Genomic DNA, 9,238 nt, shown 5'->3' on the forward strand with positions numbered 1-9,238 from the left:
CATCCAACTTAAATTGTTTGGTGTGTTGAGTTTTCTTACATGACATGATGAGTTCCTCCTCTTGTTATTATACATTTTATTTGTATCAAGGGAATATCTCATTTTTGTTTTGTACTAATTAGATGCTAACATCAGAAGATATATTCTTGAAAATGATCTGCTTGAGGCAATCATTGCTTTACCGAATGATATTTTCTATAACACAGGAATTGCAACCTATATCTGGGTATTGTCAAATAAAAAGGCAGGTACAGTCAGAGAAGGAAAAGTGCAGCTGATCAATGCCAATGAGATGTTCGTGAAGAGAAGAAAGGCATTAGGAAATAAGCGAAATGATATCTCTAAGGAAGATATTGCAGAGATTACAAAGATATATGGTGATTTTAAAGAGAGTGAAATCAGCCAGATTTATGATGACGAGGATTTTGGTTATACCAAGATTACAGTAGAAAGACCGCTTCGTGATGAAGAAGGCAATCTGGTATTGAAAAAGGGAAAGAAACAGCCGGATACCAGTCTTCGTGATACAGAAAATGTTCCGTTAAAAGAGGATATCAAAGAGTACTTTGAAAGAGAAGTACTTCCATTTGCACCGGATGCATGGGTAGATGAGAAAAAGTCAAAGGTGGGATATGAGATTCCGTTTACGAGATATTTCTATAAGTATGAAGCTCCAAGACCATCAGCAGAAATTATGGCAGAGATTATGGATTTAGAGACAGAACTATCTGGAAGTCTTGAGGAGGTATTTGACCTATGAGAGAGATGAAGGATAGTGGAGTGGAATGGATTGGGAAGATACCAAAAGATTGGGAGATTGTTCCCTTAACAAAGCAATTAGATTCAATTGTCGATTATAGGGGAAAAACACCAGAAAAAACAGAAGAAGGAACTTTTTTAGTAACTGCAAAGAATATAAAAGATGGGAAAATATGCTATGAGTTATCAAAAGAATACGTTCGTGAAGCCGATTATGAGGAGATAATGCATCGAGGAATACCACAAATTGGCGATATACTATTTACTACAGAGGCTCCATTGGGGCAAGTGGCTAATGTAGATAGAACTGATATTGCCTTAGCACAACGTATTATAAAATTTAGAGCATTAAGTACTGTTAATAACTATTATTTGAAGTATTGGATGTTGAACGAGGGATTCCAGCAGTTTTTACATTCATTATCTACTGGTTCAACAGCAACTGGAATAAAATCAAGCAAGTTATTTTTACTTCCGTTGGTTAGACCAAATATAGAACAACAAAATAAAATAGTTGAATATCTGGATGCCAAGTGTTCAAAGATTGATGAAATTGTAGAAAAGCAGAAGGTGATAATTGAAAAATTAGAGGAATACAAATTATCAATTATTACGGAAGCAGTAACCAGTGGAATAAATCCAGATGTAGAGATGAAGGATAGCGGAAGTGTATGGTTTGGAAATATTCCTATAAATTGGGAAATGAAAAGATTAAAGTATGTATTCCATATTCAGAAAGATATTGCAGGAGAAGAAGGACATACTGTTTTGTCAATTACACAAAGAGGAATAATTCCTAAAGATTTTTCTAACAATGAAGGACAGTTTGCAAATAGCTATGCAAATTATCAGTTAGTCCATAAAGGTGATTTCGCAATGAATCATATGGATTTGCTGACCGGTTGGGTAGATATTTCAAAGTACGAAGGAGTTACAAGTCCTGATTATAGGGTTTTTGTATTAAATGATAAGAATGGTATGTGTCCAAAGTATTATTTGTATATGATGCAAATGTGTTATAGTGCACGAATTTTTTATGGATTAGGACAAGGTGTAAGTGGTATGGGAAGATGGAGACTACAAGCAGATAAGTTTTTGAATTTTTATATTCCTATTCCACCATATGATGAGCAGAAGAAAATAGCTGATTACATAACTGATAAGGTAAATCATATTGAAGTTGAGATTGATAAAAGAAATAAACTTATTAAGAAATATCAAGAATACAAAAAATCCCTCATTTACGAAGTTGTCACAGGCAAAAAGGAGGTGTAGCTCATGTCTGATTTTGATGTAAAAGAGAAACGATTTGAGGAAGATATCGAAGACTATCTGACTCATCATGGTGGATATACCAAAGGTGATCCAAAGAAATTTAATCGTGAATCAGGACTTGAAGAAGATACTTTTGTTGAGTTTATTAAGACAAGTCAGCCTAAGAAATGGGAAAGATATGTAAAAATTTATGCGGAGAATTCCGAGAAACAGATCATCGAACGTTTTAAAAGAGAAGTAAAGACAACGAATCTTTTGAATGTGATGCGGCATGGATTTATGGACAGAGGAATCAAGTTTTATCCGATTTTCTGGAAGCCGGAGACCTCTTTGAATGAGACTACACAGATGCAGTATGATGCGAATATCCTTCATTGTACCAGACAGCTTCATTATTCTGTACATAATGAAAACAGCATTGATATTGTTCTTTTTGCAAACGGCATTCCGGTGGTATCTATGGAATTGAAATGTCAGTTTACAGGACAGGATACAACAAATGCGATTAATCAGTATAAGTTTGATCGTGCCGGTAAGGATGCGATTTTTGCCTTTAAGGAAAGGGTATTGGTACATTTCGCTGTAGACCTTACCAATGTTTATATGACTACAAGACTTGAGGGCGCACACACTTATTTCCTGCCATTTAATCAGGGAAGTAATGGCGCCGGAAAAGTAGGTGGCAAAGGTAATCCGGTAAATCCAAATGGATATGATACAGCTTATCTTTGGGAAAGAGTACTCTGCAAAGACAGTCTGATGGAAATTTTACAGAAATATATGCACTTGCAGCAGGAGTACGATAAAAATGGAAATCTTGTGAAAGAGACTATGATTTTCCCAAGGTATCATCAGCTTGATGTTGTTACAAAGCTGTTGGAAGATGTAAAAAAGAATGGTTCAGGTAAGAGTTATCTGATCCAGCATAGTGCAGGCTCAGGAAAGTCCAATTCGATTGCATGGCTGGCACACAGACTTACCGGACTCCATGATTATGAAGACAATAAGATTTTCCAGTCAGTAATCATCGTTACTGACAGACGAGTGTTGGACAGTCAGTTACAGTCTACAGTATATCAGTTTGACCATGTGGAAGGTGTGGTTAAGAAAGTAGATAAAAATTCGGGACAGCTTAGAGATGCAATCAATGATGGTGTAGGCATTATTATTACTACATTACAGAAATTCCCGGTAATCTATAAAGAAGTGGATTCTGCAAAAAAAAGATTTGCGATTATTATTGATGAGGCACATTCTTCGCAGACCGGAGATGCAGCGAAAAAGTTAAAAAGAGCATTAGCTGATACTGAAGAAATTCTGAAAGAGTATGCCGAGATGGAAGATGAGGACGAGCGAAACCGCAAGGATGATGAGGACAAGCTATTAGACGAACTGGCAGCACAGGGGATGCATAAGAACTTATCATTCTTTGCATTTACAGCAACGCCAAAAGGAAAAACATTGCAGCTGTTTGGTCAGAAGGATGCGGAAGGAATCTACAGACCTTTCCATATTTATTCTATGAGACAGGCAATAGAGGAGCATTTCATCTTGGATGTTTTGCAGAACTATATGACCTACAAAATGTACTATAAGATTGCCAAGATTATTGAGGATAATCCGGAATTTGATACAACAGCTGGTTCAAAGGCAATTATAAATTATGAGACACTGCATCCACATAATATCTCTCAGAAGACTGCCATTATGCTGGAACATTTTATGAATGTCACAAGACATAAGATAGGTGGCAGAGCGAAGGCTATGGTTGTTACACCATCCAGACTTCATGCAGTACGATATGTGCAGGAATTTAAGAGACAGATAAAAGAAAAAGGACTGAATGACCTTGAAGTGTTAGTCGCTTTTTCCGGTGAAGTGAAAGATAACGATGATGTGTTTACCGAAGAGGGAATGAACAAGGATAAAGAAGGCAAGACAATAAAAGAAAAGGCTTTGCCGGAAACATTCCATGCAGATGATTATGGAATCCTTGTTGTTGCAGAAAAATATCAGACAGGCTTTGATGAACCACTACTTCACACCATGTTTGTGGATAAGAAATTGTCCGGTGTAAAGGCAGTACAGACTTTATCAAGACTGAATCGTACTACAAGAGGAAAAGTAGATACCTTTGTACTTGATTTTGTGAATTCAGCAGAGGATATCAAAGCATCTTTTGAGCCATTCTATGAGGAAACTGTGCTCTTGGAGGAAACAGATCCTAATGTTGTATATGATATGAAGAATACCTTGGATGATTTCAGGGTATATCAGAAATCAGAAGTGGATAAATTTGCGGATATTTTCTATCAGAATGAGAATCAATCAGCTGGTGATCTTGGAAAGCTTCAGGGACAGTTAAGACCAGCAATAGACAGATATGAAGTGCTTGAGGTTGAAAAACAGGATATATTTAAGTCTACCTTGGCAAGTTTTAACCGTGTGTATGCCTATATTACACAGGTATGCAGATTATTTGACAAGGATATTCATAGATTCAGTATTTATTCAAAATTCTTATACACAATGCTTCCTAAGGGACATGGTGGAGAGAAGATAAATATTGATGACAAAGTTCTTCTTGAATACTATAAGCTGGAAAAAGACTTTGAAGGTCCGATAGAGCTTGAAAGCACAGAAGGCGGATATACACCTATCTCCGGTGATTCCGGTCATAGAGAGCCTAAGAAAGACCCGTTGACAGTAATCATTGATAAGATAAACGAAAAGTATGGCACTCATTTTACAGAGATGGATAAAGTTCTTGTTCAGATGGAAAATGATTATGCCAATCAGGAGAAATGGCAGAGCTACGCAAAGAACAATGACAGGGCAACATTTATGCTGTTATTTGAAAAGGATTTTCCGAATATGGCAGCAGACAGATATGAGCAGAATGACCAGTTTTTCAGAAAACTGTTTGATGATCCTGATATGATGAGGCAGGTAATGGAGACTGTAGGTTCTGTATTGTATGAGAGATTGAAGAAGAAATATATCTTTGATCCAAAGTCGGGAGTAATTGAAGAGGCGACACCGGAGACTTATGTGGAAGATACATATTTGACGAAGAAATAAGGAAGTGAAAACATGCAGTTAGGATGGATAGATTTTTCAAAAGAAGACCGGCAGAAGGCATTCGATGTGATTAACCTTCTGAGTGAACAGGGAGCAGTCGATGAACTTGGAATCGGCGTTATTCGTGATGCTTTTGCCAATTATTTCTTTCCGGGGACATCTACCATCCAGACTAGAGCAAAGTACTTCCTTATTGTTCCATATATGTTAAGGGAGGCTGTTGATGGCAGGTATGGAAAGGATGCAAATAGAGTTTTAAGAGCTATAGATTCTGCTGAAAAAGATTGTGGCATCAGATTGTTAGAAGCAGATCCCAAGGCAGAAGGTGTTATTGGAAGTCGTGTATTGCCAAAGGGCTGGGTGGCAAGAAAACCATCAGATATCTACTGGAATGGAATTCGTACCTTTGGAATATTCTGTGATTATGGTCTGTCTATACCGGAGTATGTTTCATTGGCGGTAAAGCTAAAAGAACAGAAGTCTGTCAGCCGGTTGGGAAACAGGAATGATGATGCAGAGGAAAATGATAAGGATGATTCGGATGCAGGAGACATCGGCAATATTAGATTCTGGAATCTTCCGATTTATCATGATGATTGGAGAGACAACCTTACAATAGAGCTGACGCAGGAGGAAGCATTCTATCTGGATAAGCAGATTCAGAAGTCAACGAAAGGGTCTCTTTTGGAATATGTATTGAAAAATCGTATTGATTTGAATGAATATGATGATTTTGCTTCTTTAACGGCTGAACTATCGGAAAAAGTAGGTGAAAAGCTGGCATATATGATGAAGCTTGCCTGCGATTTTAATAATCTGGTGTATATGGCGAGAGTAAGATACAATGTCATGCTTTCAGAAGACGAGAATACATACGCAAATGATGAATGGAGCAGGTTGCTTCCGGATATAAGGCATAATGCGACAGTAGATCTGGATGCAGTGTTTGGAGAATTCCAGTTGATCAATCCAAGGGCAAAGAGCTTTCTATGTGGGATACAAGCAGCATTTATTACATTAGATATTGATATGGCTGATGAACTGATTCGCAAGAGGGAACGGAGCCTGAAAGGAGCAGCCAGAGCGAAGTTAAGCAGAACAAAGGAATTTGATCATTCAAAATGGGTAGGCGGTGGAATGCTCGATTACAGATTCTCGAATGCCAGAAGAATTGTGAATGACATCTATGCCGGGGAGGTGAGTGCTGATGTTTAGACCGGATTCAAACCGAGATAGAACGGATTACAGCGGTATTTTGATGCCTCCGGACGGATATAGATTGGACAGAGCAGTAGGCACTACATATTCACTTGACCTGGAAGCACTCACAGCTGTGGCGATATGTCTTGGATTATCTGAAGAAACAGATAGTAAGCTTATGCAAAATCCAATTGGTATGCTGAATGCATTGCAGAAGGTATCAGATAAAATCGTGCTGTTTTGTGAAGCAGGACAGATTAAAGTGCCAACAAAACCGACTGCACTATCTATTTTATTAGAGAAAATGGTAGTAGAGGTCGCACTGCCAAAAGATAGACAGCTTGGTCGATATCCGTCATTTCATCCGAAAACATGGGTATTAGCATATGTAAACGCTGATGGAGATAAAAAATATCGTTTTGTGGTAATGAGCAGAAATCTGACTTTTGACAGGAGCTGGGATATCAGCTTTGCAATGGATAGCAGTAAAAATGTCAGACAGAAGAAAAAGACTCAGCCTATCTGTGATTTTCTGGATTATCTTGTAATGAATGTGCATAATATCAGCAATAATGCCGGAAAGAAAAGAAACCTGATTCGTGGATTATGTGCAGACATTAAGGATGTATCCTTTTCACTTGATAGTAAAATATTTGGAGAGGATTTTGAAGTGCTTCCACTTGGTATTGGAAAAAATGCTTACCGGATGCAGGAGGATATCCTATTCTGCAAGGAAAGAGGAAATGCCAATTCGACATTTAATGAGCTTGTAGTGATGTCTCCGTTTTTATCAGAAAGTGTGATTGCAGATTTTAACCTGACAGACAGGGCATTGTCGGACTGTAAGAGAACACTTGTTACGAGACGTTCTGAGCTTGGAAAACTCAAAGCATCAGATGTAGATAATTTTACCATCTATGCATTAAAGGATGAGATTATAGATGGTGAGGAAGAAATTTCAGATGAACTCGCAGATAAAAAGAAACAGGATATTCATGCAAAAATCTATCTGAGAAGGAAATATTCAGATGTTGACCTGTATCTTGGTTCCATGAATGCTTCCTATTCTGCAATTAATAAAAATGTTGAAATGATGCTGTGGCTTGGTACAAAGAATATGTATCTGAATGGGGATAAATTCTTAGAGGATATATTCTGTGGACCGGTAGGAGATGCAAAGAATCCATTTGAGCAGGTTACAGTAGCGGATGCTGTTTTGGAAACAGAAAGTGACAATAGAAATCTGCTGGAGCAGAAAATTAAGGACTTGTGCCGAGTGAAAAGGCAGGCTGTAATTTCAGAAGATAATGAGAATGCTGGAAAGTACAAGATAGAGGTTGAGTTCAGTGGTATTGAATCTGATAGTGAGGTTACAGTATCACCATTTAATTCAAAGCAGGAGCAGACATTGTCAGAACATATAGAGTTTTCAGAGCTTGAGATCTTGCAGTTATCAGAGTTCTATGAGATTACTGCAAGATCAGGTGATGATACAATTCGCAGAATTATTATGATCCCTACAAGTGGTTTCCCGGATGACAGAGAAAGTGCTGCAGTAAACAGTGTGGTAAAAGATAGGGCATCATTTGTTGAGTACATAGCGTTTGTACTTGGTGATGATTATGTAGCATCTATGCTTGAAGGAAAGCAGATGGGAGAATCCGGCTTTTTTGCCAATTCGAGTGATGCAATGCCGGCACTCTATGAAAAGATGTTAAAGACATCTGTAGAAGGGCCGGAAAGAATAAAAGACATTGGATATGTGCTTAAGATGGTTACAGATAAGGATATTATACCGGATGAATTCCGTGAACTGTATGAGACTTTTTGTAATACTTTGAAAATCAGAAGATAACGAGGTGATGTCATGTTACAATTTAATATAGATGAAATTGAAAAGCGTACCCTTTCCGGTCTGAAGGATTTTCAAAGAGCGACTGTGGAGAGAGTGGATTATCTGTTCCGGCATAATCAGAATCGTGTGCTTGTAGCAGATGAAGTGGGTATGGGAAAAACTCTTATTGCCAGAGGAGCAATTGTAAAGACAGCAAGACTTAGAATCGAAGAGAAAGATGATCTGTTTAAGGTAATTTATATCTGCTCTAATCAGAACATAGCAAATCAGAATATCAGAAAACTTGATGTAACAGGAAAGAATGCCATCGGCTCAGTATCAGATACCAGACTGTCTATGCAGCATTTAAAGATTACTGAGCAGGAAAATGATCCGCAGATAAAGGAAGGTTTTATACAGCTTATCCCACTTACACCGGAAACATCTTTCCGCATGACCACCGGAGGTGGAAGTGTGCAGGAAAGAGCACTTATGTATGCCATTTTAAGGAGAATGCCGGACTTTAAAGGACATGTAACTTCTCTTGAAAAATTTATGATAATGGATGCTGTAAAAGCATGGGATGGATGGGCAAAATGGAACTTTGAAAATCGTGTGGCAGAATGCGAAAAGATGACGAAGGGTGTCTATCCACAAAATGTGATAGAAAAAATCCTTAATTATCAGGAGTATGAAAGTATAAGGGACATGCTGCTTAATCATTTGCATGAAAGAAGATACAATAAACAGCTTACATATTCCAATTACTATGTGATGAATAAGCTTCGTGTGATGTTTGCGAGAATCAGTGTATCTATGCTTGAGCCGGATCTGGTAATCATGGATGAGTTTCAGAGATTTAAGTTTCTTTTGTCATCCGATGACAGTGAGCTTGGTATTCTTGCACACAGTTTCCTTAGTGGACATGATACAAGGGTACTTCTGTTGTCGGCTACACCATATAAATTGTATTCTACCCTTGAAGAGATAGATGAAAAGTAAGCGCCTAATAACAGGGTGGATTTAACTTCCACCGAAAATCTGCCATAATCATAGAGGATAGACGCCAGCATTTTACTACAGATCTGA

Annotated in this window: 6 protein-coding genes; all 6 read left to right on the plus strand. The window is 37.9% G+C overall.

Annotation, left to right across the window (positions count from 1 at the left end):
• Positions 1-130 precede the first annotated feature (130 nt).
• The 6 genes from ACTNDQ_RS14960 to ACTNDQ_RS14985 are packed head-to-tail and all read left to right on the plus strand — an operon-like array spanning position 131 to position 9,151.
• The gene (locus ACTNDQ_RS14960) at positions 131-760 is read left to right on the plus strand and encodes an N-6 DNA methylase (protein ID WP_441064957.1); all 630 of its coding nucleotides are present in this window, start codon (positions 131-133) and stop codon (positions 758-760) included.
• Complete coding sequence (locus ACTNDQ_RS14965) at positions 757-2,034, plus strand: restriction endonuclease subunit S (RefSeq protein WP_073106989.1); 1,278 nt, start codon at positions 757-759, stop codon at positions 2,032-2,034. Before ACTNDQ_RS14960 ends, ACTNDQ_RS14965 begins: the two co-directional genes overlap by 4 nt.
• A 3-nt stretch (positions 2,035-2,037) precedes the next feature.
• Entirely contained in the window at positions 2,038-5,115 is a 3,078-nt protein-coding gene (locus ACTNDQ_RS14970) for a type I restriction endonuclease subunit R (protein ID WP_073106987.1), read from the plus strand.
• 12 nt (positions 5,116-5,127) lie between these two features.
• A complete protein-coding gene (locus ACTNDQ_RS14975; protein ID WP_073106984.1) occupies positions 5,128-6,330 on the plus strand; it encodes a DUF6361 family protein in 1,203 nt (400 codons plus the stop codon).
• The gene (locus ACTNDQ_RS14980; RefSeq protein WP_441064955.1) at positions 6,323-8,170 is read left to right on the plus strand and encodes a phospholipase D family protein; all 1,848 of its coding nucleotides are present in this window, start codon (positions 6,323-6,325) and stop codon (positions 8,168-8,170) included. The genes ACTNDQ_RS14975 and ACTNDQ_RS14980 overlap by 8 nt, the downstream gene beginning before the upstream one ends.
• 12 nt (positions 8,171-8,182) lie before the next feature.
• Positions 8,183-9,151, plus strand: coding sequence for a DEAD/DEAH box helicase (locus tag ACTNDQ_RS14985; RefSeq protein ID WP_441064956.1), 969 nt, complete (start codon positions 8,183-8,185; stop codon positions 9,149-9,151).
• Positions 9,152-9,238: the final 87 nt, after the last annotated feature.

This window comes from Blautia massiliensis (ex Liu et al. 2021), assembly GCF_052064225.1.
Taxonomy (GTDB): Bacteria; Bacillota; Clostridia; order Lachnospirales; family Lachnospiraceae; genus Blautia_A; species Blautia_A fusiformis.